Genomic DNA, 23,936 nt, shown 5'->3' with positions numbered 1-23,936 from the left:
CAGACAAGTTAAGTATTATTGCTTATTTCTCTGGTATTGGAAATGTATTTTTTCAAAGCGTCCTGAATCTGCGGGAGTGCTCTCATTTAATTATTTGTTAAGTTTAGTACTTTCGCTATGACAATCTTGTGACAAAGATTACTTTTAGGTGAATCAACTCATAATTATTATGAACATGCCCAAATCCATAATACTTGGCTGTATGGTATCGCTTACGATTGTAGGATGTTATCCAAAAGCAAGCCAGGTTATACGATCTCTGCCGGTAGAAAGTAAAGAGCAGATAAAAGCACAATACTCCCAGGATCAGATTGCAAAGGGAGAGACCTTATTCATCAATAATTGTGCGAAGTGTCATAAACTGAAACAACCGGAGTCGAAAACGCCTGAACAGTGGAACAAGACCGTTAAAAGAATGATCCCGAGAGCGAAGCTCACCGATGATGAAGGCAAGCTGGTAAGGGCTTACCTGATTGCACATTCAAAAGACTCATAAACCATAAAGACCAAAAACGATATAGAAAAAAGGAACAGACAGTACCGTCTGTTCCTTTTTATTTTGGTTTAAGTAACGGATCTTAAATATTGGACCGGTACACCTGGTGTATGTAAGCTGTGTATAGGCCCATGGGTACGGCACCCCAGAAGCAGGGATTTTTTGTGCGTGCTGCAATGCTGCGAAGAGAGAATATAAATGTGTTTTCCACAGCCAGTTGTAAGAGTTGATCGCCCTGTCCGTATATCTTATCCATTATTTTCATCGCCTGTTCCGCTAGTGCCAGGCGTTCATCTGCCACCAGTTGTTTAATCTTTTGGGTGAATAATTGTACCACTGCAAAAGCACCTTTGTTCAGGGCCGTCTGCATATCCTGTTCCGCCTCGGGCATAATGTTTATGATGGCAATTGCAGCTTCGTTCTTATGAATCATAACTAAGGATTTTTGTTTGGTTATGATCTGTGCCAGAAGTGTGCCTGTATTTTTAGTGTTTAATTAAGTTGTTTATAGTCAATTTGTTATGTGTTTTATTTTTGAAACAATCTCTTTAAATGGCCTATCAGAATGAGATGCATATTATCAGAATGGCAGGGTAGGCGCAATAGGGAGCATTTGTATCCTGATGTTTCATTCATGAGGCATGTTGATTTGAGCAGAAGCGTTACAGGCTGGGTATGCCATTTGGGGAATTCCCCAGTAAATCGTGGATTTTAGCTCTGGATCAAGAGCAGGCTTGATCATAAAGCAATTGGCGCATAAATTGATCTCTAGTTTAAGGCACTATAGAGCAATGTAGCTGCTGATTATACTTTTGATTAATTGACATCCATATGATACGAGAAATAGCTTTGTCTTATGCACTGCATGACCCGGGTAATATCTGTAATCCTCAGCTGTTCCGGAAATACCTGTTTGCAAACCTGATCTTGATCAATCAGTCTGTGAATCATGAATTATCCGGGCTGAGCAATATAAGTGGTACCCCTTTCACGGATATTGATATCCGGGAGATCTATACACCGCTGGAACATTTACTCATCCTGCGCATTGATATTGAAGCTGAGCTGTATATCATGAATTACCTGAAACGGCTGGATGATTATATACAACTGCTGGAACTGAAGTACCTGTTTACCTATAACCTTATGCTGATCAGTACTACCAGCGAAGGAGCAGTAACCCGGTTCGGCAATATTGATGACAGTACCATTGCCATCTCGCTCAAAGATTTTGCGCCGCTTCGTACCAATCTCCATAATGAAACGGAAGAGTGGGCCAAAGCAGACTTTGTGTTGAATTAGTGCACCTGTTTTAACCCTAAATATATGCCTGAAGGACCGTCCATATTATTAATGAAAGAAGAACTATTGCCTTTTGCCGGACAGAAAATAATATCAGTCAGCGGTAATGCCAGGATCGAATTGCAGTGGTTACAAGGCAAAAAGCTTTCTGAAATTAAATCACTGGGCAAGCAGCTGTTCCTGGTTTGTGAAGTTATTGTTGTACGCATACATCTGCTCTTATTCGGTTCCTATAGCGTTAATGAGAAGACCAAATCCGATAAAAGCCTTAGACTTTGCCTTCAATTTAAGGAGGGGAGCATATACTTTTATACCTGCTCTGTTAAGTTGCATGACCTTGCATTCCTGGATACCCTTCCCTGGGAGGCAGATGTATTGAGTGACAACTGGCTTCCCGCTCAGGCCCGCAAAAAGCTGAAAGCGCTACAGAATACTATGGTTTGCGATGCTTTGCTGAACCAGGATATTTTTGCCGGAGTGGGCAATATTATTAAGAATGAAGTGCTCTTCCGGATAGGGGTACATCCCGAAAGTATCGTGAGCGAACTGCCCGATAAAAAACTGACTTTACTTATTAAAGAAGCCCGGCAATACAGTTTTGATTTTTTGAACTGGAAACGTGATTTTGTATTGAAGCAGCACTGGCTGGTGCATACCAGGAAGACTTGCCCCAAATGCGGTACTACACTTACGAAGAAATATACCGGCAAAACACATCGCCGGAGTTTCTTCTGTACAACAGATCAGCAGTTGTATGATAAACACAATTGAGTATGCCCTCAACAGTCGTGAGCAGCTTTCATTATGATGCCACCAGGAAATCTCTGGTAGTCGTATATCTTTCCGGTGCGGTGTATGAGTATATGCAGGTGCCGCAGGAAGTATATGAACGCATGCAAAATGCTTTTTCAAAAGGAACTTTTCTGAATAAATATATCAAGCCGCATTACCGGTATCGGAAAATATGCGGGTAAAGCATATCCGGTATAATAAAAGCGCTCCCGTATACACAGGAGCGCTTCATTAACCGATATATCAGCTTAGTTGAAAATAACCAGTGAGGCATTAGCGGTAGCAGAACCCTGAGACCAGCTTGCTGTGAAATATGCAGCAGTAAGACATGGAGGAGTAGGCTGTCCTGCAGTGTTTGCGTAAGGTGAAGTGAGTCCGACACCCAGACCGGTATTGGCACCGCTGGCGAATACATAAAGTACTTTAGCAGCGTCAATGTTTGTACCGCTTAAAGAGTTGAATACATATGTTCCTGTACCGATAGTTGCATAACCGTATCCGGAAATACTCAGTGTATAAGGACAACCAGTCAGGTTAGTTACAGTTAAGGTATTGGCATTAGCGATACCTGCTGTTGCGATCAGGGCAAATGCACCCAGTAATAGTTTTTTCATAAAGGAATATTTGAGGATTAAATGAGGTTTAAAATGATTTAGAAGATAACCATAGATGCATCTGCAGTGGCGCTCGCTTGAGCCCAGCTTGCGGTATAGAAACCTCCCGGAGCCAGACATGTTGGTGTTGGCTGGCCTATACTGTTATGGTAAGGGCTACCGAATCCTACATTTACCTGTGTAACACCACCGCCCCACATAATTTTGATTGCAGTAATATGTACTGTACCAAAAGAGTAGAAGGTGCTGGTACCCGGTGGAATAATCGTACCGGAACCGCCAGATAAACTGATCGTATAAGTACAAGGTGTGAGGTTATTTACAGTCAGCATATTGGCTTCAGCAGCAATACCAGTGCCCATCAGTGCCAGTGCGGCTAATAACAGTTTTTTCATAAAGAACAATTTAGAGGAGTTTTTTGTTAATACTCAAATGTAGGAAATAAAAAATGTAAAACAAGATTTAGGAATAGATTATTTTTTTATTTTGTTTACATAAGTGAATGTTCATCAATATTTTATTTCTATTTTTGAATTTAGAATAATTCACCTTAATATGAAACATAATCCTTTACACTTCCTCTTTTTGCTTTCCGGTGCCTTGTGCACCGCAGGAGCAGCTTCAGCACAAAGTAATTACAGCACCGGAACATTACCCGCCGGTTTAGAGTATAACTCGGGTAGTGCCGGTATTTATACCGTTGCAGATTTCAACGGAGATGGAGCGGCAGATATCCTGTATCATTCGGGTATAGCTGCCGGACTCGTCTACCTGCAGAATAATGGCTCCGGTACCTTCAGTACACCAACGCCCAATCCTTTTGCAAACTTTACCGCGAGTACGCCCGCTGGTTTTGCATTAAGTGCAAGTTCTACTACCGCTGACTTTGATGGTGACGGCGATCTCGATATCTGGTTCCGGGTTTCCGGTGCCAGCAATGATATATACCTGCGCAACGATGCCGGAACTTATGTAAGTGCCGCAGTGCCTTCCGGCATGGAATTTACCGCCAGCAGTGTTCAGGCTGTTGCCGTAGCCGACTTCAGCGGAGACGGGAAAGTGGATATTGCTTATACCACAGGTGCGGGTGCGGCAATCATCTACCTGCTGAATAATGGTTCCGGCAGTTTTAGTACCCCTGGCAGTGGCAACCCGTTTGTAAACTTTGTGGCCTCTAGTCCTGGCGCTTTTGCGTTCACCAGTTCATCCAGTGTTGCAGATTTCGATGCTGATGGCGATCTGGATGTATGGTTCAGGGTCATCAATGCCGGTAATGATATATACCTGCGCAATGACGCCGGAACTTATGTGAGTACTACTTTACCCGCCGGTCTGGAATTTACAGCATCAGGAGGTGTAGGGGCAGCGTCAGTAGCGGATTTCAATGGAGATGGCTATCCTGATGTCCTGTATACTACTGCTGTGGGTACACCGTTGGTTTACGTACAGAACGATGGAGGCACTTTTTCTACTCCGGCCACTCATCCTTTCTCTGCATATGCCTCAAGCGGTATTGCCAACTTTGCATTGACGGTAAGCGCTTCTGTCTCTGATATTGATGCTGATGGCGATCTGGATGTATGGGTGCGCGTAGCCGGTACAGGCAATGATGTTTACCTGACTAATACCGGTGCTGCTCCTGCAGTAACCAGTACCGTTCCTGCAAATGGCGCACTGGCCGTAGATCGCAATGCAAATATTGTGCTCAACTTCAGCGAAGCAATGTTTAAAGGTTCCGGGAATATCTATATTCGTAAACTGAGCGACAATAGTATTGTAGAAACCATACCGGTAACGGGTGCCCTCGTAACGGGCAATGGTACTGCTACGATCACCATCAACCCTGTAACGATTCTTGCTGCGAACACAGCATATTATGTAACCTTTGATCGTCAGGCCCTGCGCGATAATGATGGTATCATCATGGGTAGTCTAGATCCCCTTACCCGGACAAGAGAGCCGGAAACCAGTCCGTCTTTCCTGACCTTTACTACGGGTAGCACAATACTGGCTATTAAACTGATGGGCATTAAAGCAACAGCTACAGAGCAGGGCAACTGCGACATCAGCTGGACTGCAGTAGGGGATAATGCTACAGATAAAATGGAATTGCAGCGCAGCCTTGATGGCAATATTTTCCAGACCATTTATACTACCGCATCCCGTATCGGTACACATCAGTATACTTATACAGATGAAGGTGTGAACGGAAAATTATTTTACCGTATCAAAATGGTTACAGCTGATGGATCATATGCCTACAGCGAAATCGTAACCGCAACCATCAAATCTGCTCTGCAGTTTGAAGTGTATCCTAATCCTGTTACGGATAAGGTGATGCTTGTAAACTCCATGCCTGGTACAGCATGCCTGTACGACATCAGCGGAAGATTGGTGCGCAGCTACACTTTGCCGGTGGGCAAAACAACAGTAGATATGCAGGCCTTACCTTCCGGTACTTATTTCCTGCAATTCAATACCGGTGCAGCACAGCGCAGCAGTACAATTGTGAAGCAATAATTCAGATAGATATTGAAAATAATAAAAGGGCCTCCTGCACATATGCCGGAGGCCCTTTTATTGATCACGGTATAATGATCAGTTTCTGCTCCTGTTATAAATTTTACAAGCAATGTCCGTAATTGTACACAGGTTAGGGCATAGGAAGCCAGTACTTTTGTAAATGGTTATAGCTATGAATTGCAGTGGCTGTACCGGAATTATTAATCTGGATTCTACATGGAACAATCGACCGTAACGCGCAAAGAATTTATCAGGAAATCAGCATGGATGCTGGCCGGGGCTACTTTCCTGCCGGGCATGCTCTTTGTTGAAGATGCCGGACTGAAAAAAGGTGGTCATGCGCATAAAAATAAAAAATACACCCTGAAGAATGTTCGGCTGGAGACTGGATTTGTATACCATGATGGTGATGTAATCGCCACAAAGACCGAACTATTTATGGTAGATGTAGACCACGGTAAAATCAAAAATGTACGATCAAACCAGGCCGATGCTCAGGCAATAGATGCCAGGGGAATGCTGATGCTGCCTGCATTTAAGGATATGCACATTCACCTTGATAAGACCTTTTACGGTGATGCCTGGCGTGCAGTAGAGAGGAGAACAGGAGGGCTTAAAGGAATGATTGCCCTGGAGCAGCAGATACTACCCGGAATGCTGAAAGACTCCGCACATAAGGCAGAAAAACTGATCGGGCTCCTGCAATCAAAAGGCACCGCCTTTGCCAGAAGTCATGTAAATATAGAACCCACGTCCAAACTGGATTCGCTGCGTCATTTGCAGATGGCACTGGACAATAAGAAGCAGGTATTCGGGGCCGAACTGGTAGCCTTTCCGCAACATGGTGTGTATTATACAGACTCTGCCCCATATATGAAAGAGGCGGCACAGGCAGGTGTTGACTTCATCGGTGGGGTAGACCCTTTCACCGTTGATGGCGCCATCGAAAAAACGATGGACTTTACCGTACAGCTGGCCCTGGATTATAATAAAGGCATTGATATTCACCTGCACGAAACCGGTGCATCCGGATTGAAAACGGTAGAATACCTGATCAATAAGGTTAATGAAAATCCTGTATTGAAAGGAAAAACCTATCTGAGCCACTGTTTCGTACTCGGCAAACTGGATCAGGCAAAGCAGCAGGAGATGGCCGAAAAGCTGGGCGCAGCACAGATCGGCATCGTGTCCACCATTCCTTTTGCCGGACTCATCATGCCTATTCCGACTTTGCTGGAGCATAATGTGAAAGTAATGACAGGCAATGACAGCATCGTCGATCACTGGAATACTTTCGGTAGCGGCAGTGTATTGCAGAAAGTAAATACCGCCGCCCAGGTGTATGGCAAAACCACCGAATTTGGCCTGTCCAGGATGCTGAAACTGGCCACAGCGGGACCTTTGCCTCTGGATGATAAAGGCGTGCAGCAATGGCCTAAAGCCGGAGATGCTGCCGACCTGGTATTCCTGGATGCAAGCTGTTCGGCAGAAGCCATTTCCAGGATCTCTCCCGTTACCTCATTGATATACCAGGGTAATATTGTTTTCTGATACGATTAAAATAAAGATAGCTGAGATGATACATACTACATATGCCGAGCCGGTACAGGGCCATTATACCTTAAAGAATGTACGCCTGGAAACAGGGTTTGTTTCGGATGAGAAAGGTGCACAGAGTACACAAACCGGGCTGTTCTGCATAGATATTAAAGACGGCAAAATCGCAAACATTTATGCTACTGACACGCCGCCCGCAAATGCTATAGATGCCAAAGGTTTCCTGATGTTACCGGCATTCAGTGATATGCACGTGCACCTGGATAAGACTTTGTACGGCCTGCCCTGGCAGGCACTTTCACCAAAGAAAAGAACCGTTCTGGACATGATTGCCTACGAGCAGGAGCTCATTCCTGAACTACTGAAGACCTCTACTGAAAGAGGAGCGCAGCTGATCGACCTGTTGCAATCATATGGGACCACATTTGCCAGAACCCATTTCAATATAGAGCCCACATCGGGTATGCGTTCCCTTGAAAATCTGCAAAGAGCACTGGATCTGAAAAAGGAACGCTTCAGTGCCGAATTGGTTGCCTTCCCGCAGCATGGGGTATTCTATACAGAATCTGCAGCACTGCTTCGCGAGGCAGCACAGCTGGACAGTGTACAGTTTATCGGTGGGGTAGATCCATATGGTATAGATCGTGATATTGAAAAAGTACTGGACTTTACGGTACAGCTGGCCGTAGATTACCATAAAGGAATTGATATCCACCTGCATGATGGTGGAAAAGAAGGCATACGGACCATTGAGTATCTTGCGGAGCAGGCCGTGCAGCATCCTCAATTGCAGGGGCGCACCTTCATCAGTCATGCCTTTGTGCTGGCCCAGCTTCCTGCAAGTGAAGTACAGCGCATTGCAGAAAAGTTAGCGGCAGCTAAGGTGGGTATTGTGTCTTCTGTACCTTTCGGTGCATTAGTAATGCCTATTCCTGCACTGGTAAAACACGGCGTAGAGGTACTGGTCGGCAATGATAATGTTCAGGACTACTGGAGCACCTTCGGTTCGGGTAATATGTTACAGAAGGCCAACCTGATGGCCGATATGTATGGATGGAGAACAGAATTTGAATTATCCAGGACATTACGCTTTGCGACGAATAATGTATTGCCGCTCGATGATAATGGAAAAAAACAATGGCCTGTAGTCAATACTGGTGCTGAATTTGTACTGATTGATGCCAGTTGCTCTGCAGAAGCAGTATCACGTGTGTCGCCGGTTATGGCATTTGCACATAAAGGGAAGCTGTACCGGAAACAATAGTGCGCACTTTACCGGGTATGCTTTAGCCTATTGATAAATGTCTGAATACACGGCTGACCATATTGTTGCAGCGATCAAGGTGGAAAGCATACACATGCTCCTGCATGTAGGAGTGCAGGTGCGCACGCAGCATCGTTTTGGCCCTGTTAAGCCGGACCTTTACATTAGACGCTTCAATGTCCAGGGTTTCAGAGGTTTCTTGTACAGATAGGTTTTCTATCTCCCGGAGTATAAAGACCAGGCGATATTTGTCTGGCAATTGAGCAATGGCCTGCTCCAGCACATTCCCCAGCTCTTTATTGATCAATTGGTTTGAAGGCGTATTCATAATGATATAATGCTCTGGTTGTTCCGGACTGGCCAGTCTGCGCTGCAGCTGGCGTTTCTGTTCATAACACTGATTCAGCATAATCCTGACGAGCCATGTGCCGAAAGCAGACCTGTTTTCAAAATCGGCCAGGTGCAGGTATGCACTGACATAAGCAGTCTGCATGGCATCCTCTACTTCTGTCTCTATTTCCAGTATAGATACTCCTATGCGAAAGAGCCGCTGATTGTATTTCCGGATCAGCAGTTCAAAGAGACGCTTTTCTCCTGCCAGTATCCGGCCAATGATTTCTTCATCTGAAAGCGGGTTAAGGTGATGCTCCATGCTTGTCATGTTCATTAGATGATTAAGCCCTTAAAAGGTTACAGTTTTTCCGGGAAATCTGTACTTAAAGTTACAGGATAAAAATTTGTAACCTTTTTGCCCGTAGTTTCTCTAATAGACAGATCAACATTAAACATCATGGCAACTATTAAAAGTCTTCAGACTACTTTGAAATGCACGTATGGCCTGGTTCCCATTGTAGCCGGACTGGATAAATTTACGAACCTGCTGACCAACTGGGTCGATTATTTAGGCAAGGCAAAATCAATGATCCCTTTTGAACCGGAAACATTCATGAGGCTGGTCGGGATCATAGAGATCATTGCCGGTATACTGGTACTGACCCGTCCTAAACTGGGTGCCTATATCGTTATGGTCTGGCTTCTCTGTATTGCGCTGCAACTGATCTTCAGCGGTCACTACTTCGACGTAGCGGTAAGAGATATCGTAATGGCCATAGGTGCATATACCTTAGCCTCACTGACTACAATGCAGGACCAGAAATAAAAACACAATGAAGAGCAGCTAAGATTGATTTGAGCGGGAGATTATATACAGCCTGGGATAACTGTTCTGAAATTTGTATTGCTTAACCGGCGAAAATCATTTCGATTTTCGCCGGTTTGTTTATGGAAGTATCACTTATTTGTCCCGAAATTCGGAAGGACTTATGCCCAGGTGATTTTTGAAAAAATTGGAGAAATAAGCATGGTCTACAAAGCCCAGTTCAAAGGCAATCTCTTTAATGGAAAGGTCTGTAGATTGCAGCAGGCGCTTGGCTTCCAGCATTACCCTTTGCTGGATCAGCTGTGTGGCCGATATATCCAGGTTTTTCTTACAGAGAATGTTCAGGTAGTTGGCCGAGATATTGAGTTGCGCGGCATAAAAAGCCACCAGTTTCTCCTCTTTGAAATGCTCATCTATGAGTATGCTGAAGCGGGTTAGTCTCGGATTAGACTGGTATATTTTTGCTTCTGTCAGTACTTGTTCTGCTTCTTTGCTCACCACAGATGCAATTACGGCTGCACGGGCTATAATGATATCCTGCAGCGGATCTGCAGCATTCAGTTCATCTTTGATGGCGGCAAATTCATACTTCAGTAACTGGAAGGTATGATCGCTCAAGGGGATGACGGGCTGCTTCATATAGTTGGTATATGCAAAGCGGAAATAAGGGGCAAAGCGCTCGAAGAAAATACGGTCGATCATGAGCTGGTAGCCGGTTGTAGACAATTCTATATCCCATTTATGCACCTGGTCTGGGAATAAGAGGTGGATCTGTCTGTCACCGATAGGGTAGTCTTGGAAATCTATATTATGTACCCCTCCCGCGCGGTCAAACAGGATGATGATAAAGAAATCATGTTTATGCGGCTTGTCGATATGCCGTTCTCCTTCAAGCTCATTATAGAGCAATTCTGCACTTCCGGCAGATTGTCCTTTCCTGAATTCGTGGAGCCCTATAAGAGGGACATAAGCTTTTGGATTATGCACCTTCATCATCTGCAATATATTTTGCGTTCCATTAATGTATGAAATTTATGAAAAAACATGAATTAACCGGCATATTCATGCCGCTAATTCATGTTTTTATATTTATTACCTCTGATTAAACAGTTCAGTGGAGGAACTGTATGCTATGTTGCAGCCGCTTATGGCTCGATATGCGTGGTAGGGGTATGAATGATGTCGAAGTATACCGTCTGGTCATTGCTGTTAGGATATATCCTGTAGGTAAATTCTACTTTGTTCAGTACCGTAATATCCACCACGCGGGTAAACAATACCGTGCCCGCATCATTCTTGGCAACGATGGTACGTGTTTTGCCATCGGCCGATACGCTCCAGTCACCATGCATTTTAGGAGTGTCATCAAGATTGTACATCGTGAACGTACCATCTTCTTTAAAATAAGCAAAGCCAACAAAGTTGGATACATTAGCATCCGTCAGCGCAACATCCTGTCCGTTGTTATTTTGGGCATTGGTGGTCTCCCACGGGGTTCTGGACAGCAGCTGGCTCGGGGTCAATACAGTATCCGGTGTCGCATCATCTTTGCTGCAGCTAAAGATCAGGGTGCTGCATAAAGCCAGCAGGATAACCATTGAAATCTTCTTTAATACGTTCATATGTAATTAATTTATTGTCTGATAAAATTACGCGGACCATATGCAATTGCTTTGCTGATATCATGCCATTGCTTGAAGAATTTATTACAGGGAAATCAATTGCAGGTGTACATCTTAAAGAATGTATACTGAGGTACTGATACTGCATTGAGGATATCATAAAAGAGGGACAGGCATTTCGGCCTGTCCCTCTTTTATGACGATGTATTTATGCATTAATTTGTTCCCATTTTTCGAAGGGCATCTCAAACTTAATTTCTCCATTTCCATGTGTGCCCACTTCTGTCCAGCCGGCCTTTCTGTAAAATGAGGCTGCACGTGTTCCTGGTGCAGTACCCAGCCATATTGTTGCAGTACTTTGGCTGAAATACCATTTCAGCATAATATCATGCAGCTGTTTCCCGATGCCTCGTTTATCATAGTCCGGATGTACAAATAGTGCCCAGACATTATTTTCCACAAGGTCTGCAATAGAAAACCCTACGATTTGATCATCTGCAATACAGACCCATCCTTTGCCCCGCAGGGTTATAAACAGTTCACAATCCTGGTCCGTTACCAATGCCGGATCAGAAAGCATATTTTCCTTAACTGCATTCCGTACTATTTGTATTGAGGGTATATCACTTATATGAGCTTCTCTGATGAGCATGGGTTGGTGTTTTAGCATTTAAAAGTATTATTAAAACTTGAAATGCATTAACAATACTGCATAAAAAAAGTGCCACTAAACAGGAGTGACACTCTATCAGATTATTTGTATTCAGATCGGCATTGCTGATGTATGCAGCCTGTTAAGGGTTGGTAGACCATAGGCCCAGATCCTTAACAAAAGCGCGTTGTGGCAGTTTTAGATTATTGACAACCAGGAATGCAAAGTCCTCCGGCTGCAATACTTTCTCTTCATTACCGTCCGTGAGGTTTGCATTTAATGCCATGTCGGTAGCGATGGTACTCGGGTTTAATGTGCTCACCCTGATGTTCGATTTGCGCAGTTCCTGCATCATGCTTTCGCTGAAATTAATTACGGCTGCTTTCGATGCACCGTAAGCACTCAGTTTAGCATTTCCTTTCGTACCGGCAGTGGAGGCAATGTTGATCACATCACCCTGGCCTTGCTGCAATATAAATGGCAGTACCTCGCGTACTACATAATAAGTGCCCAGTACATTTACATTGAAGACCTGTTCCCACTCTTCTACCGGAAGTTCCAATATCCCTCCCGCTTTGAAAATGCCGGCACTATTGATGAGCATATCTACGGTTTTAAGATCAGCAGTAATGGAGGCGACTGCTGATTTTACTTCATTATATTGCGCGATATCAGCTGTGGCATAGGCTACGGTAATGTCAGGGTTTATAGCTTTTAAGCTTTCAGACAGTGTCTCCAGGTCAGAAGCCGTTCTGGCGATCAGTCCTAAATGGACGCCCTCAGCAGCTAAGGCTACAGCCATAGCTTTTCCTAAACCCTTACCTGCACCGGTAATAATTGCTGTTTTTCCTTGTAATGATTGCATATGATGATAAATCTTTAAGCTGCAAAAATCCCAATATTTACGTTGTATACCAATAGATTTTGCCAATCATAACATTTGCCTTTTAAGCGTAGCCTTACAAACAAAAGCGCTATTGTATCACAACAGCGCTTTGTTTTAAATGCATCGGGTCAATTATTATCCGCTTTGAAATAGACTCAACTTAACTCGCTGACGTATTTAACTGGCAATAGAAGGTTGTCCAGTTTCAGAATAGGCAGCTTATTTCCGGAAGCGTCATACAGCTCTATAATCCATTTCAGGCAACCGTTATTCCGCGACGGATGATTGTTCGCAAACCAGGACAGCACTGTAGTCGTTATGTTACAGGTAAAGCTATTGCTATCCTTACAGTACTCCCCTTCAGTTCCGATATTCCAATCGGTTTCTAAAGTGAATAATGTAGGAGTGGCCAGTAATACCGGTATTGTGATCTGATTAAAATCGTCAATCCCTTTCAGGTTATATTGATACAGGCATTCTACCTTGATCATCTGGTTGAGGTTATTGCTGTTACTCAGCAAAGTTCTGAATAGGTTTTGCAGATGCCTGGCAAGGTTGAGCTGTTGCGGTTTACCGGGATTGGTAATTTCAGCAATATAAATACTTTCATTACAAACGAGTAGAGGAACCAGTTCATTATAGAACCTCACCAGTGGCGTTTTGTAAATAAATGCGTCCATTGTCTTTTTATACGTACCATCTGTTTTCCTGACGAGGTCTTCATTCCTGGTTAGGATAACACCAGACCAGGCATTCTGTACTTCCAGTATGCTCTGGTTGCAGAGGCTCAGGTCGCGATTGGCAACAGTCGTTTTATCTGCGTATTTAAGATAAACCTTTTTATTGTTGACCATTTTGTAGAATGTGCCACTGCCGTCCGTTTCGGCTGTATATCCGGGTAAGTCCATTGTCAATGCCGGTGCGGTTCCGGATGGCAATACTTTGATGACCAGTTTGGCTTCAGGTGTATTGTCTGAGGGAGATTCAATGATGTCGTAATCATAGGTAAGAATGGGTAGGGCATTTTGCTGCATTAGTCTGAAGCCATCCTTAACCTGTTTCCATTGTTTCCAGGCCGTACCAACATTATTGATCAGCTGAGCAAAGGCAGTTACCGCTTTGGCCGCTTTTGGATCGGTCGGTGATTGCAGCAATACCGAAACAAGATCTTTCTTAATCTCCGGATAAACGGAAATGAACTGTGCTAATGTTGCAGGGAGCAAAGTCGGGTCATAATTACCGTCTCCATCCTGGAAGTACTGATGCTTCAACTGGCCCTGCCCGCCGGTATTAAATTGCAACTGCGCATGTATCTGGTCCTGTCCGGCTTTTGGCGGAAGGTAACTGAATGAATAGTCCCATAATGCTGCTTGTTCAAGAGTCGTTTGGGTATCGGGACCTCCCGATGCGGCATAAACGATCTGCTGGTCGGTAAGTGAAGGAGGAGTAGGATAACTTCTCAATGCAACCGGTATCTGCACCGGCCCTACTGCGGTCATAGAAGACTCCAGCGGAATAATCATCGTGAGCCAGGATGAGGCATGGTAATCGCCCATGTTGTCCACCTTGTCTATCTGATGCTCAATATAGGACACCTTATAGGTCATATCACTGAAGTTAAAGCTGCTGTGTTTATCCGCTTCTTTGGCATCGAACAGATAGGTGAGGTAGGACTTGCCATTACCTAAAGGTATTTTTGCAGTCGACAGCGTATACTCTTCAGAGGGTACTTCTGCAGCACCCAGAAGAGCATGTTTGGCAATAAGGGTATCGCTCAGGGTACCGGACATTGAGCCATATAGCTGAGGTACAAACGGTCCCTGGGCTACCGGTTCATTGCTGCCCTCGAATCCATGTTTCACCGTCACTGCATTTTGTACAATCGTATTGATCCTGTAAGCATTGGATAACTGTATCAGCACCTGTTGTTTCAGTTTTTCGCTGGCTTGCTTTCTGCTGCTTTCATCCGGGTTTTCCGGTTGAATGATGATGTCAACATTTCCGGCAATGCCTTCTGCAATCAGTTCTTTGGCATCCAGTACTTTTTGCAGGCTGATGCCATTATCAATCAGGAATGCTGGCGTCGCATATTCAGCAGTGAGGAAGCTGTCAATTGCCTCCAGACAAGTTCTGCCCCAGTTGTCCAGGTCAATATCAGAGAATGTCTTTAATTGTGGTGTACCGTAAGGGTAATTTTCGCCGGATTTGTACTCGTTGATGCTTACTTTGTCATAGGTTTCCAGGTTATTCGCTAATGGTACCGGAGCATAGAAATATTGCTGTGTATTGTCGATGGTGTAATAGATACCATCCTGCCCGTTCGTGTCAAAATGCACTACCCATACTTTATTATCCGTATCCTCGCTGTCCAGCCTGTCCAGGCCTGTGGCTATTTTAAGGAAATTGCCTGCAGCCGGAAGGTCTTTAAATGTACCTTCGAATTCTGTAGCAAATGCCGTAAGTGAAGTGACTTTATTGTTGTCGGATGAGTCGGAACCGCTTGCCCGGGTAACCGGTTTTAAGGCAATAGCCGCAATGCTTACCGGCAATACTGCGGCAAACAACGGATCTACATGAGCGGTTCGCTTAATCGTTAGATTCACGGTCAGTTCAAATATCCGCGCGCTATTTTGTAGTGCTATTGGATTTTTAAAAGAGATGCATGACGGAGCCACAGCTGTTTCCGGGTTCAATACTACCGCATTCAGATACGCCCATATATCTCCGGCATAGCCGGACAAGATACTGGCCTGCACGGCGAACGCAGGTTGCACCGCTTCACTGTTGATGCTGCTTTCCAGTGTGATGCTAATGTCTTTCTGAATAAGCTGGAAGTATATTTTCTGATAAGTAACCAGGTCAATCTGCGCATTACTGATGGCATCCGCCATAGTTACTTTATCCGAAATCGTGTATCGGTAAGGGTCCAGGATGATATCGACCAATAACTGCGGTACATTGTTCGTAGCAGGGAAAGAATAGTAAGCAGTAACACTTGGCCATTGGGACAGGGTATACAGGTTATCGGTATATAAATTGTCTAAAGTGATATCATGTGTACCGTCGGACAATGGCGTATTGATGGTATTACCGAACATATCCTGCCAGTTCAAACGCGCTTGCACACTACTGCCGATACCGGCATATGGATCATCTATAGCAGCAGGATAAGTACTCTTTGCCGGTTGTATGCGTTTGGCGTCTTTTACATTTTTGGCCAATGGAATAATACTGTTATATTTCCAGTTCTCCTCGGCGAGTGCCTTATCTGGTAAGGCTTTTAATTTGTTGAGTTGCTTGTCTCCGGGTTCGTGGGTTGGGCCAACAGGCAGTAAAGAAGACACTCCTTTAAACGTATCATTCTCTATCAAACGATACCCAACCAGGTTGAACTGGGAATTGAGGTAATTGGTATCCTGTGTTTTCGCATCCGGAGTTGCTGGTATCGGGTATGGGTTGATCGGTACATAATCATCCGGTTTAGTGCGCTCCAGAATAAAGCCTGCATTGCCCGGTGTCGTGAGGGCCGTCAGTGTACTTAATTTATCCGCTTTCACATAAACCGTAGTATTGGAGGTATCGATAGGGGTAGCAATAACTACACTATTTACAAAGTTTACAGACAGGCTGTCCTTATACGTAATCAGCACACTGATCTTGGCCGTGCGGCCTTTACTGAAAATAGTTGTGGGCAAACCATCTCCGGTACCTGTTTTGTAATACAGATAGTAGCCACCGGTACGTACAATGCTGCATTGCCATAGATAGCTGATAAATTGTTTAAAGCTATTGAGCGTATTTTTAGATTCCTCCTGCATCATCAATGGTGCCCCGAATACAGCCGGATTAGTTTCCGTAGACAGGTTGGCCTGTATCAGTGCAAGGGTGATGTTACCATTGGCCGCAGATTGCATGCCGGTCGGGGTATTGCCCGTATTATCCGGCGGATATAATACCTGTATCTGTTGAATGAAACTATCATTACCCGTAATATTCATGTATTGTATCAGGCGCTCCAGCAATACAATACTGGTATCGTTGGCGCCAATCACTTCATAAGTATTGCCCGTTTGTGTGCCGTCAGAAGCGGTGATTTCCTGTATCGATACTTCCAGTACGGTTGAGAATGCATAATTCACCGGCTCCTGTTTGAAACCACCTTCTGCGCTTTCTCTGACCAGTCTGATCACTTCAAGACCAAGATTGCTTTTATCTGTAGGGGCAAGCATCCTGCTCATCAGCGCATCGGAGCATCCCCAGATAGAAGGCTGCCCTGCCAGTTGTACCGGAGCGGTGCCGATCGGTAAAGTCAACTTGCCGGGATATTGCCAGCTGAACCCCGGTTTCAGTGTAAAGGTCTCTTCTGTTTGTTTGCCTAATGGCATCGCCTGTGGCGGTTTAGGCGTAGTATCAGGGTTCAGTGAAATGGTGGCCAGATCCTGTATACGGCTTATGGTATTATCGTTTATAGGTATGCTGAGACTGGTCGTGGTACAGGAATTATTCAGCTGCAACCAGCAAGGATCAGCCGTATCGCTGGTCTTGGTCAGCTTGATGCTTAATTTGTCTCCGATCTTCAGTGCCGGCAGGCTGAACTGTTGTCCGGTCAGTGCATAGAGTGCCGAAACAGTATTCATATTGCCGGGCACTGGCAGGCGCATACCATGCAGGAAATAGCGTGCTGCCATACCGGAAATACGGGCGATATTATCTGTGGTGTCAAAAGTATCTGCCACATTTTCTACATTCAGTACTTCCAGTTCCGGAATCGAAAGACTTGCTGCCGCAAACAGGTTTTCGATCTGGGCATTTGCAGTATCATTTGCCAGGTCCTCAATAGAGATACCGTACAGCGTAGCCAGTTGCTCAAACGAGTCATCGCCTTTGGTAGTATAACTCAGGTCCGGCAATTGCAGCATGGCCAGGCTCAGCAGTACCGCTTGTGTAGCGACAGCATTCCATACCTGCTCCGTTGAGGGCTTCGCGGAACCAGAAGTGGCGGTCATGCTCTGGGTAATTTGTTCAATTGTTTGTCCTGCTGCAACCGGGTAGTCTGCAAAACCGGTTATTTGTATCTTAGTATTTTCCGCAATCAGCCCTTGTATATTGTTGTTCTGTTTATTGTTTAATTGCGCTACAGAGATCTGATACAGATCAGCAATGATTTTAGCCGTATCTCCATGCTTAACCTGGTACTTGATTCCGGCAATATTGAGAATACGGTCTTTGTTGAATAATACTGCACTATTAGCCGCAGCAATTATACCCGGAGTCAGTTCATTTTTAACCGGATCGGCTGGTGAGGGCGGGGTATAGCTGAGCCTGTTAAAGTAAGTGACTATATCTTTCAGGCTTTTGGTTGTCGCGTAGGTATATTTATCAAATTCGTCTATCGCATCCTGCAATGCAGCTTTAGCTACCAGCAGAATATAGTCCTGGAATACAAGTGTGGGCATGGATTGTGTTCCGGCAGTCAGCAGTTGTTCATGAGCGGCACCATGAGCCTGTTGTTCTGCGCTATCGGTATCCTTTTCCAGTTTGTTCCGGTAATTTACCTGCAGTTTTGCGATCTCGTCTGCCACCGCTTTCATGTACGTGTCATCTACTGTATAGCCAGAGAGCTTAGTATCCTTTCCATTCAGCTGCCAGGATAATTCCAGCAGCGGGAACATAGGGAAGATACTGGCATTAACGGTAAGCAGCATTCCGGAAGCGTTTCTGGCTACTGCAGCATCCGGATCCATGAGGTTGATCGTAAAGTATGCTTTCAGGAATGCTTCAATATCAGTATAGGTAACAGGACTTGGATTGGTTGCTGTATCGGAAAGATAAGCATGTAATTGCTTTAGAATGTCTTTGGTAACCGTTGCCTTTCTCAGGTCATCCAGTGTCGTATTGCTCTTGCTGCTGTTGATTGCCGCATTGATACACCAGTACAGTACACCTTTGACCAGTTTGTTTAAAGAAGCATCCTGGGTACTGCCATCTTCCGGTGCATCGATGTACAGCATATTGGCAAATTGTACCGCCTGGGTGCTGTTGTCGGTGGCAACCGTGAGTTGCGGGAAGAAGTATAAAGATATCTGCTCATCCTGCTTTTCGGCAGCGGTTAATATCAGCGGCTGCCATTTCAGATTGACTGGTGCGTACAGCTGATCCGATAATGTACCGGCAATATGCTGGCGCAGTCTCTTGTCTTTAGGTGCAGATACATCCCATGGTGCCTGGCTGTCCGATCCTATCGTGAAGGATGCACTTACGGTAGTAGAGAAGTGCAGGTTGATGTGTATTTTAAACAGGCCGAGGTTAATCGATACCCGCAGCGATACTGATACACCGGCTTCCAGGTAGATCGGTATCTTGCGATAAGCTTCCACAATCATCTGCACATAGGCATAGACTGTAATGTCCAGTGAGGCAGAGATAATGGCAAAATTAATCTCACCATACAACCTGCCTACAATACCTACTGTAGCAGACACTTTATAATAGGTTTCGTCTTTGCCCAGTGTACCGGTATTAGGACTGTAAAATGCAATGACCCCTTCGAAAATACCAACTACTGTAATACTGAAACCGGCTTTAAGGATGCCTTTATTAATAGACTTCCCTATACCCAATTGCAGGCCCAGACCGAATTCTATAACAGGGTTAAACTTACCCAGCGTGGTTTTGGGGACATTGTCTGAGGGTACATTATTAAGGTAGGCAATGTAGAATCCGCCGGAACCGGTAAAGGGGAATGCCTGCACCGTAAGGGATCTGGAGAAGTCCATGTTATAGGGAAATCCGAAATCAAGTTTGAAGCTGCCGTTGGTGTATATATCAATACCAATGATCGGCAGGGTGATAGAGATGGCACCAAACTGCAATTCCCGTACAGCGTCCGGTAGTTTTAACTCTACCTGATAGACACCTACAGAATCGGTTACTTTTTTGTACAGGATCTGGAATTTGAGGCCGTTAAGGGCTTTCATTTTATCCCCGTCCAGTTGTACCAGCAATCCGTATAAGTTAGGGTCATTAAAAATGATGCCCAGTTTTATCGCCTGGATAATGGTAAACCTGGACGCGATAAGCCAGTTGCTCTGCTCACTGAAGATCAGCGAGGGTTGCGGATTAGGATCCTTTGGTTTCGCTTTGATAGGCAGTATCGGAGGCTGACCCGGTGCAGGTTTCACTGGCGCTTTGAAGACGTTTTTTAAAGCATCTGTAGCCTGTTCAACTGTCTTCAGGTCTTTATATGGATATAAGGCTACGCGCTGGCCGAGACCGAGATATTCAAGATCGAAGTACTGTGCCCCCATACCCGGTACCGGTATGCTGCCCATATCCCGTACATCTGTTCCCTTACCGGCAAGTTTTTGTACTTCAGGGTCTGTGGACTCAGAAGTGATCTTCATGCCCAGGAAGGTGCCGTCAAAACCCAGGAATACCCCCGTATTATCTTTGGTGATGGTTACTGTGTTGATCTGGATAAAAGTAAGGTCTATCTTTTTAGTATAGGCAATGACGATTTTATTCTTGGTCGCATCTGTTTTATTCTGAGTATAGATGAGCGAGAGGCCACTCAGGTTGATAGAGTTTAAGGCATTCCACGGAGCTGGTAATGTAAAGCCCGGCTCGAAAGAGGCAATCAGGTGTGTGATGATCTCTCCCACCGACATGTTGGCGAAGGTGATACTGATGGTATCGGTCTGGGTAGTGCTGTCGTGTTTGTAATCGGCCTGTATGCCCAGCCACTCCAGGTATACCGCTGTATCCGGGGTGCCGAATTTGTACCCTACTTTAAATGGTAATCCCAGCAGAATAGCATCTACGGCTATATTACCCGTAGCTTTGCCGTTGGTATAATCCATGGCTACGGTCGCCGTCAGCGTGGGCAGCACAAAGCTATTTACATTAATGGCCCATTTTACAGAACCTTCTACATGGTACTTTTTATTCTGATCCTTAGCATCAGCCGTAGGCATATATACAGAAAGCTTTACTCCTGAAATATCCAAAGAAGCCTTATTGACCCAGTCGGGCAGCGAAGTGATATTTAAGGTCTGCAGGAATTTTTTAGCCAGGTCCAGCAGGGGAATAGATGTCCCGGCCGGCATGGCAGCAGAGAAGGTCCATCCGGTATTTGCGGCTGGTTTGTTGGCCAGTACATCGAAAGGTATACCCGCCACTTCCAGTCTGCCACCTACCTTACCCGTTATGGTACGTTGTGTACTCAGACTGGGATTGGTAATGTCCAGTGCCGCATAGGGGTTCTGTACTTTCAGCAGGTCAAATATATTCAGCTCCAGTATACTGGTTACGCTAAACCTTACTGCTGTAAGTGTTTTGGAGGATGGGTTAAAAGCAATGGTCAGGTAGTCGAGGGTGATCTGCTCCAGCGAAAGGCCGACAGGGAATGCAGGCATAGGCTGTCCGCTGTTTGTGGGCAGGGAGGAAAACACCGTATCAAAACCATTGTTATTGATCGATCCGCTGATGGTGGCAACCCAGTCATTACTACCACCGGGTATAGACATCTCCACATTCAGGTATACCTTAGTTGAAGACTCCGGCTTACCGATCAGGAATTTACCAAAAATAAAGGTCGAGAGTGAAAAGCCTGTATCCTGTTTGTCCAGGCTGAATGTAGCACCGGCACTTAAGATGGTAAATCCATCCACTACCTGCCAGGGTTTGTCCTCCGGTCTGTTAATGCTGACTTTTATGTATTTAACCTCTTTGGTGTTTAAAGAGAAAACGATCATCAGTTCTGAAATGCTGAACTGCAGAGCATCCTGGAAGCCCGGGGGTAGAGAAGCAAACAGGTTATTGCCGAAGGCAATCTGTGTAAGATCAGCAATACCATCGGCCAGTGTAGACGTAGATTGGAGGCCGATCAGCCATTGCCCTCTGGGAGTACTTATACTGACCGGAACCTGTACCGTAATGCTCAGGTTTGATTTACCCAAAAGGAATGTTCCTTTGAGTGAAAATGATGTATCATATCCACCTTCCAGCGGGTTGGGCGATCTTAAGATGGAAAACCCGATGCCACTTAATTTAAGACCGATAGTGCCGATCAGATCCATCGTGTTTTTGGAATTGGCAGCCGTCCAGGTTTGTACGCCCTGTTCCGAACTGATGCTCATCCCTACCGTATCGAAAGGCAGCACGGGCAGCACAGAGGGATCGAATACCATAGTAGGAATAATACCCCAGCTGCTTAGTCCGCTGAATGTAATATTGGTAAAGTTGGTATTATAATCGCTCCGGATGCTGTCATCATCCTTTTGCGTAAGGGTTATGGTTACATTGGTGCTCAGGTTATACTGAGATTGACTGGCTGTAATGGTCAGTATACTATCCTTTACCGCAATCTGTTTATCAGGATCGTTGATACCTGTAAGATTAATGATATTATTAGTGAAATAGGAAAGCACAAAAGCAAAACTGTCTTGCTTGATAATGCTGTTGTCCAATGAGAGTTGTTGGTTACTGACCTTTTTCTTAAGATCAGAAGCGATTTGTTGCAGGCTCATAATACGATTGTATTCATGGTTTTGAAATATGGTTTTCCAGCTGCTATTATCGCTGGTGGCAACCAATTACGGTAAGCAATGGGCTTACATTAAAAGCATCATCCACGGAGACAACTCCATAGGTGCTTTTTTTACTGAAGTCGATCACGCTGTTATTCAAAGCGACGATTACCTGATAACTTCTCTTGAAATTTCCCGTTGCATTGCCATATTGATACCCCGTTTTATTGCGTGCTGCAAAAAGTCCATTAGCAACAGTAAGAGAATTATTTCCACCAGTAAAATTGAAAAGATTGGTAAAAAAGAACCCCTGGGCTTTTGTAAAGGATGGAGCATAGGTAGGTATATCCGTAGCGGGGGTTAGGGGAGTTGTTGCATTCAGCCTGTTTAAAAAGTCAATAGAAGGTAGATGCCATCCATCATTACTTCCGGCAGAGGTTACACACACACCTGGTTTCATGCCATTTAAGAATGTACTGTTATTGCTATGGGCGCTTCCATGATGGTTGGCTTTAAAGCCGCAGACATGGCCATCATAAGCCACTCCCGGATTATAATACGATTTTGCCCCTTTATACAAATATTGAAATCCTCCGGCCAGTGTTGTTTCCTGGTCTATATAGCTTCCTGATGGATCTCCTCCCATATCTCCTCCGAAGAAATAGCGGAATTCTCCGCATTCCAGCACAAATGCAATACATGGATCGTTTTTACTGGCGCCCTTCTTCCAGTTGTCTACAGCAGTACCTGTGCTACCCATGGTAAACCCCCATAGGGCTACACACCGCATACTGATGGGATATTTCTTTGTTCCGATCACAAAAGTATCTATGGGTACTACTACACCGATAAGGTCACTGATTTTGTCAGATGCAGTAGTCATAGGACCGTAGCGCTTTAATCCGAAGTTATCTGCAGCCTTACCTACTGCAGTAATATAGTCGCTCATGGTACCACCGAATATGCCGGTTGTATCTGTCCATGGACAGGTATTGTCAGCAGGTTGAATCTTGGATAAATTTCCGCCAGACACAAATCCATCCATGTTATATCCGCCAAGGTCTATATAATAGTCTCCACGAATCTTACCGTTTCCTAAAGCTAAAAGTCCATTGTAGTGATCATTGTGATAGTGTGTAAGGATAACATATTTGAAACTGACATCCTTGAACATCGCATTACAATATGGGATCAGTCTTTCGTCTGCAGACATTTGACCCCCATCGATCAGCACTTTGGTCTCTGTTCCATCTGCATGAATGATCCTTATCACAGAGGCATCGCCATTGTTGATATTGATATGATGAATTTCTAATTTAACCGCAGGGCTACCCACCATCAATTTACCGGAAGCAATGCTGGCCTGTGGCGGCGTAGCTACCGGTGTTTTGGATAGCTTCGGACTACAAGCTGTTATAGAGAGGATCAGCGCAGTGGCTATGTATAAAAGCCACATACTGCTTTTATACTCACTGGCCCTTGACGTAAATGCGGTATTGTTCATAATAGGGAGATGGTTTATGGCATTGATATTTATTTCGT

General features: G+C 44.8%; 18 protein-coding genes. 8 read left to right on the top strand and 10 right to left on the bottom strand.

The genetic code is table 11. The features are described from left to right. The first annotated feature begins 175 nt into the window (after positions 1-175). On the top strand, positions 176-496 hold the full coding sequence (locus FTD44_RS03680; RefSeq protein ID WP_222165203.1) for a c-type cytochrome: 321 nt from the start codon (positions 176-178) through the stop codon (positions 494-496). 82 nt (positions 497-578) lie between these two features. Here the strand turns inward: FTD44_RS03680 and FTD44_RS03675 are convergent, their stop codons facing one another. Then, the gene (locus tag FTD44_RS03675; protein ID WP_222165202.1) at positions 579-929 is read right to left on the bottom strand and encodes a DUF7674 family protein; all 351 of its coding nucleotides are present in this window, start codon (positions 927-929) and stop codon (positions 579-581) included. A gap of 398 nt (positions 930-1,327) precedes the next feature. Here FTD44_RS03675 and FTD44_RS03670 point away from each other — a divergent pair, with 398 nt between their 5' ends. Genes FTD44_RS03670 through FTD44_RS03660 form a run of 3 tightly spaced genes read left to right on the top strand, consistent with a single transcriptional unit; the run spans position 1,328 to position 2,772 of the window. Next, positions 1,328-1,798, top strand: a complete 471-nt coding sequence (locus FTD44_RS03670) for a hypothetical protein (protein ID WP_222165201.1) — start codon at positions 1,328-1,330, stop codon at positions 1,796-1,798. Positions 1,799-1,822: 24 nt separating this feature from the next. Next, the gene (locus tag FTD44_RS03665) at positions 1,823-2,569 is read left to right on the top strand and encodes a DNA-formamidopyrimidine glycosylase family protein (protein WP_222165200.1); all 747 of its coding nucleotides are present in this window, start codon (positions 1,823-1,825) and stop codon (positions 2,567-2,569) included. Between the two features lie 2 nt (positions 2,570-2,571). Continuing rightward, positions 2,572-2,772, top strand: a complete 201-nt coding sequence (locus tag FTD44_RS03660) for a KTSC domain-containing protein (RefSeq protein WP_222165199.1) — start codon at positions 2,572-2,574, stop codon at positions 2,770-2,772. Positions 2,773-2,838: 66 nt separating this feature from the next. Here FTD44_RS03660 and FTD44_RS03655 read toward each other — a convergent pair whose 3' ends face one another. Together FTD44_RS03655 and FTD44_RS03650 are read right to left on the bottom strand one after the other, a co-directional pair. After that, entirely contained in the window at positions 2,839-3,204 is a 366-nt protein-coding gene (locus FTD44_RS03655) for a hypothetical protein (protein WP_129022325.1), read from the bottom strand. A gap of 38 nt (positions 3,205-3,242) precedes the next feature. After that, positions 3,243-3,599, bottom strand: coding sequence for a hypothetical protein (locus FTD44_RS03650; RefSeq protein WP_222165198.1), 357 nt, complete (start codon positions 3,597-3,599; stop codon positions 3,243-3,245). Between the two features lie 160 nt (positions 3,600-3,759). On the opposite strand from FTD44_RS03650, the gene FTD44_RS03645 reads away from it, so the two are divergent. From FTD44_RS03645 to FTD44_RS03635, 3 genes are all read left to right on the top strand, one after another. Beyond that, positions 3,760-5,724 (top strand): FG-GAP-like repeat-containing protein, encoded by a 1,965-nt coding sequence (locus FTD44_RS03645; protein WP_222165197.1) that lies wholly within the window; start codon positions 3,760-3,762, stop codon positions 5,722-5,724. Between the two features lie 219 nt (positions 5,725-5,943). After that, on the top strand, positions 5,944-7,278 hold the full coding sequence (locus FTD44_RS03640) for an amidohydrolase (protein ID WP_222165196.1): 1,335 nt from the start codon (positions 5,944-5,946) through the stop codon (positions 7,276-7,278). A gap of 25 nt (positions 7,279-7,303) precedes the next feature. Continuing rightward, positions 7,304-8,548, top strand: coding sequence for an amidohydrolase (locus FTD44_RS03635; RefSeq protein ID WP_246625322.1), 1,245 nt, complete (start codon positions 7,304-7,306; stop codon positions 8,546-8,548). Positions 8,549-8,570: 22 nt separating this feature from the next. On the opposite strand, the gene FTD44_RS03630 is transcribed toward FTD44_RS03635, so the two are convergent. Next, the gene (locus FTD44_RS03630; RefSeq protein ID WP_222165195.1) at positions 8,571-9,215 is read right to left on the bottom strand and encodes a sigma-70 family RNA polymerase sigma factor; all 645 of its coding nucleotides are present in this window, start codon (positions 9,213-9,215) and stop codon (positions 8,571-8,573) included. A 123-nt stretch (positions 9,216-9,338) separates the two neighbouring features. Here FTD44_RS03630 and FTD44_RS03625 point away from each other — a divergent pair, with 123 nt between their 5' ends. Continuing rightward, a complete protein-coding gene (locus FTD44_RS03625) occupies positions 9,339-9,707 on the top strand; it encodes a DoxX family membrane protein (protein WP_222165194.1) in 369 nt (122 codons plus the stop codon). Positions 9,708-9,842: 135 nt separating this feature from the next. On the opposite strand, the gene FTD44_RS03620 is transcribed toward FTD44_RS03625, so the two are convergent. The 6 genes from FTD44_RS03620 to FTD44_RS03595 form a co-directional block, all read right to left on the bottom strand. Beyond that, the gene (locus tag FTD44_RS03620; protein ID WP_222165193.1) at positions 9,843-10,703 is read right to left on the bottom strand and encodes an AraC family transcriptional regulator; all 861 of its coding nucleotides are present in this window, start codon (positions 10,701-10,703) and stop codon (positions 9,843-9,845) included. A gap of 149 nt (positions 10,704-10,852) precedes the next feature. Continuing rightward, complete coding sequence (locus FTD44_RS03615) at positions 10,853-11,329, bottom strand: DUF4822 domain-containing protein (protein WP_222165192.1); 477 nt, start codon at positions 11,327-11,329, stop codon at positions 10,853-10,855. A 208-nt stretch (positions 11,330-11,537) separates the two neighbouring features. Then, positions 11,538-11,981: a GNAT family N-acetyltransferase gene (locus FTD44_RS03610; RefSeq protein ID WP_222165191.1), complete on the bottom strand. Its 444-nt coding sequence runs from the start codon at positions 11,979-11,981 to the stop codon at positions 11,538-11,540. Between the two features lie 142 nt (positions 11,982-12,123). After that, positions 12,124-12,846, bottom strand: a complete 723-nt coding sequence (locus FTD44_RS03605; RefSeq protein WP_222165190.1) for a 3-ketoacyl-ACP reductase — start codon at positions 12,844-12,846, stop codon at positions 12,124-12,126. 176 nt (positions 12,847-13,022) lie between these two features. Then, a complete protein-coding gene (locus FTD44_RS03600) occupies positions 13,023-22,394 on the bottom strand; it encodes a LysM peptidoglycan-binding domain-containing protein (RefSeq protein WP_222165189.1) in 9,372 nt (3,123 codons plus the stop codon). 46 nt (positions 22,395-22,440) lie between these two features. Next, positions 22,441-23,898 carry an MBL fold metallo-hydrolase gene (locus tag FTD44_RS03595; protein WP_222165188.1) on the bottom strand — a complete coding sequence of 486 codons (1,458 nt, stop codon included), beginning with the start codon at positions 23,896-23,898 and terminating at the stop codon, positions 22,441-22,443. Positions 23,899-23,936: the final 38 nt, after the last annotated feature.

It is taken from the genome of Edaphocola aurantiacus (genome assembly GCF_019797745.1).
GTDB lineage: Bacteria > Bacteroidota > Bacteroidia > Chitinophagales > Chitinophagaceae > Edaphocola > Edaphocola aurantiacus.
This window is presented reverse-complemented; position numbering and strand designations above follow the sequence as displayed.

Excerpts from the sequence above, each read along its gene's own strand:
- FTD44_RS03680 (WP_222165203.1), top strand. The coding sequence starts at position 176 with ATGCCCAAATCCATAATACTTGGCTGTATGGTATCGCTTACGATTGTA.
- FTD44_RS03675 (WP_222165202.1), bottom strand. The coding sequence starts at position 929 with ATGATTCATAAGAACGAAGCTGCAATTGCCATCATAAACATTATGCCC.
- FTD44_RS03670 (WP_222165201.1), top strand. The coding sequence starts at position 1,328 with ATGATACGAGAAATAGCTTTGTCTTATGCACTGCATGACCCGGGTAAT.
- FTD44_RS03665 (WP_222165200.1), top strand. The coding sequence starts at position 1,823 with ATGCCTGAAGGACCGTCCATATTATTAATGAAAGAAGAACTATTGCCT.
- FTD44_RS03660 (WP_222165199.1), top strand. The coding sequence starts at position 2,572 with ATGCCCTCAACAGTCGTGAGCAGCTTTCATTATGATGCCACCAGGAAA.
- FTD44_RS03655 (WP_129022325.1), bottom strand. The coding sequence starts at position 3,204 with ATGAAAAAACTATTACTGGGTGCATTTGCCCTGATCGCAACAGCAGGT.
- FTD44_RS03650 (WP_222165198.1), bottom strand. The coding sequence starts at position 3,599 with ATGAAAAAACTGTTATTAGCCGCACTGGCACTGATGGGCACTGGTATT.
- FTD44_RS03645 (WP_222165197.1), top strand. The coding sequence starts at position 3,760 with ATGAAACATAATCCTTTACACTTCCTCTTTTTGCTTTCCGGTGCCTTG.
- FTD44_RS03640 (WP_222165196.1), top strand. The coding sequence starts at position 5,944 with ATGGAACAATCGACCGTAACGCGCAAAGAATTTATCAGGAAATCAGCA.
- FTD44_RS03635 (WP_246625322.1), top strand. The coding sequence starts at position 7,304 with ATGATACATACTACATATGCCGAGCCGGTACAGGGCCATTATACCTTA.
- FTD44_RS03630 (WP_222165195.1), bottom strand. The coding sequence starts at position 9,215 with ATGAACATGACAAGCATGGAGCATCACCTTAACCCGCTTTCAGATGAA.
- FTD44_RS03625 (WP_222165194.1), top strand. The coding sequence starts at position 9,339 with ATGGCAACTATTAAAAGTCTTCAGACTACTTTGAAATGCACGTATGGC.
- FTD44_RS03620 (WP_222165193.1), bottom strand. The coding sequence starts at position 10,703 with ATGATGAAGGTGCATAATCCAAAAGCTTATGTCCCTCTTATAGGGCTC.
- FTD44_RS03615 (WP_222165192.1), bottom strand. The coding sequence starts at position 11,329 with ATGAACGTATTAAAGAAGATTTCAATGGTTATCCTGCTGGCTTTATGC.
- FTD44_RS03610 (WP_222165191.1), bottom strand. The coding sequence starts at position 11,981 with ATGCTCATCAGAGAAGCTCATATAAGTGATATACCCTCAATACAAATA.
- FTD44_RS03605 (WP_222165190.1), bottom strand. The coding sequence starts at position 12,846 with ATGCAATCATTACAAGGAAAAACAGCAATTATTACCGGTGCAGGTAAG.
- FTD44_RS03600 (WP_222165189.1), bottom strand. The coding sequence starts at position 22,394 with ATGAGCCTGCAACAAATCGCTTCTGATCTTAAGAAAAAGGTCAGTAAC.
- FTD44_RS03595 (WP_222165188.1), bottom strand. The coding sequence starts at position 23,898 with ATGAACAATACCGCATTTACGTCAAGGGCCAGTGAGTATAAAAGCAGT.